Raw genomic sequence first — 1,005 nt, forward strand, 5'->3', positions numbered from 1 at the left:
GTAAAGTCATCTGATAAAAGTATCTGCGGACCGGGAACTGTGTCTGTCACTGTAATATCAACTGTCTTTGAGGTGATGGCAGCGCCATCCGAGACCTTGACCGTCAGCGTAAATGTCTGTGTACCACTCACATCCGGCGGAGTATATAACGGGTTGGCTATGTAAAGATTGTCCAGGCTGCCTTGGCCGGATGGTACGGTCCAGCTATAGGTCAATGCGTTAGGACCATCCAGGTCACTTGCAGTTACCTGTAATTGAGAAGCTACTGAATCTGAAATAGTAGATGGACTGGCTGTAACAGAAACAACAGGTGCCTGATTGGCTCCGAACAAACCTTCAACTAAGATATCATCGAAGTAGCTGCCCGCATTTCCCCAACTGTACAATGCTATTGACCCGGAAGAAAAAGTACTGTCATTTACTGAAAATACCGGGCTGCCGTCTATAGAGATCTGCAATAAGCTGCCCTGGGCGGCAATCTTAACCTGATAACTCTTGCCGGTAACATAGGGAACCGAATCTTCGGCTAGAACGCTGAACACGCCGCCTTTACATTTTACCAGTTGCCGAGAGTTACGCTCTGCGTCCCAGATAAACCTGTAGTAGTTGTTCTCATCCTGATAGCGGAACATAACACCTAAGGCATCATTGTCAGTAGATTTAATCGTAACCGAAGCTGTATAGTCCGTCCAGCCGGTGCCGGCCTGCCAGTATGCATATGTGCCTAATTTGGCCACTGGATCAATAGATAAAGTAGAGTGAACATTGGAGCTTTGGACCATAGTCCCGCTTGCTGCCGACCAGGCCATGGAGCCGCCCATAGTGCCCTGATCTACAAGTGACCAGCCGTTGTAACTGCCATCAGTAAAGTCATCTGATAAAAGTATCTGCGGACCGGGAACTGTGTCTGTCACTGTAATATCAACTGTCTTTGAGGTGATGGCAGCGCCATCCGAGACCTTGACCGTCAGCGTAAATGTCTGTGTACCACTCACATCCGGCGGA

At 48.7% G+C, this 1,005-nt stretch carries 1 protein-coding gene; it reads right to left on the reverse strand.

Going from position 1 to position 1,005, the window contains the following annotated elements; translation table 11 throughout:
• Nucleotides 1-1,005, reverse strand: a 1,005-nt coding sequence (locus GY843_RS20925) for a family 16 glycoside hydrolase (RefSeq protein ID WP_297312621.1), incomplete at both ends; no start/stop codon positions are given.

It is taken from the genome of Neptuniibacter sp. (genome assembly GCF_024231755.1).
Lineage (GTDB): Bacteria > Pseudomonadota > Gammaproteobacteria > Pseudomonadales > Balneatricaceae > Neptuniibacter.